Raw genomic sequence first — 1,118 nt, 5'->3', positions numbered from 1 at the left:
ATTGACTTACCATGAACTTTTTCCAGTTTAGATTCATTTTTGTTTGAAATAGCATATGAACTTTGAAAACATCCTAGTATTAAAACTGTTATCAATGTAAATATTAGTATTTTTTTCATCTTTTTATCTTCTCCTTTCATATTTTAATAATTATTATCACTATATCTTTCTACGCAACATGCTTATAACTTCCTATTTGAGAAATTATATTTTTTACATAAGGCTTTTTTCATTTGGTGCTCTTGGATATAACATATTTTCACCCCTTTCTTATATCTGAATAAACATAATACTTACTAAACTTTTATTCCCTCAATTCTCAATATAACTTAGTTGTGCTTTTGAAACAAAGTCTTCTCCTAGTTCTCTTAATGACATGTTTTTCTCTTTTCTTAACCTTCTTATTTTTTCACCTATTGTTAATAACTCCATGTTCACCTCTCCGTTCAATTTGTGTTTATATTATTTGATTTACCGTTAACTTTATTATAATTTATTTTCTATTATTTGTAAATAGTGTTTATATAGTACATTTGTACCATTGTTTTTTGTATAGTGTTATTATATACAATTATCTCCTTGAGAAGGCGTAATGATGAACTTTCCACTTCTTAAGCCATCTAAAGGAAAAGTATTTGTCAATGGTAAAGAAGTAAAAGGAACTAGTGGAGATATAGGATATATGTTTCAAAGAGACCATTTATTCGAATGGAGAACTATAAAACAAAATGCTTTAATTGGACTAGAAATACAAGATAAATTAACTAAAGAAAAGGAAAAGTTTGTAGAAAACCTATTAGATACCTATGGTTTAGGAGAATTTAAAGACCACTATCCAAGACAGCTTTCAGGAGGAATGAGACAAAGGGCAGCTCTTATAAGGACCCTAGCTTTAAAGCCTGAAATCCTACTACTAGATGAACCCTTTTCTGCCCTAGACTATCAAACTAGACTCACAATCGCTGATGAAATAGGTACTATACTAAAAAAAGAAGGAAAAACTGCAATAATGGTGACACACGACATAGCAGAAGCTATGCGTACTAAAAGGAAGAGAGATTATATGTATTGTAATTAATAATAATTAGAACTTTAGATTTTTATAAGTAGATAGATTA

General features: G+C 28.6%; 2 protein-coding genes. One reads left to right on the top strand and one right to left on the bottom strand.

The window, feature by feature from the left end; translation table 11 throughout:
• Window positions 1-312: 312 nt before the first annotated feature.
• Window positions 313-432, bottom strand: a complete 120-nt coding sequence (locus L21TH_RS14120) for a helix-turn-helix domain-containing protein (protein WP_006317090.1) — start codon at window positions 430-432, stop codon at window positions 313-315.
• A 163-nt stretch (window positions 433-595) separates the two neighbouring features.
• Between L21TH_RS14120 and L21TH_RS12510 the strand changes: the two genes are divergently transcribed.
• Window positions 596-1,078, top strand: a complete 483-nt coding sequence (locus tag L21TH_RS12510; RefSeq protein WP_052002718.1) for an ABC transporter ATP-binding protein — start codon at window positions 596-598, stop codon at window positions 1,076-1,078.
• Window positions 1,079-1,118 lie beyond the last annotated feature (40 nt).

Origin of the sequence: Caldisalinibacter kiritimatiensis (assembly GCF_000387765.1) — a bacterium.
Taxonomy (GTDB): Bacteria; Bacillota; Clostridia; order Tissierellales; family Caldisalinibacteraceae; genus Caldisalinibacter; species Caldisalinibacter kiritimatiensis.
This window is presented reverse-complemented; position numbering and strand designations above follow the sequence as displayed.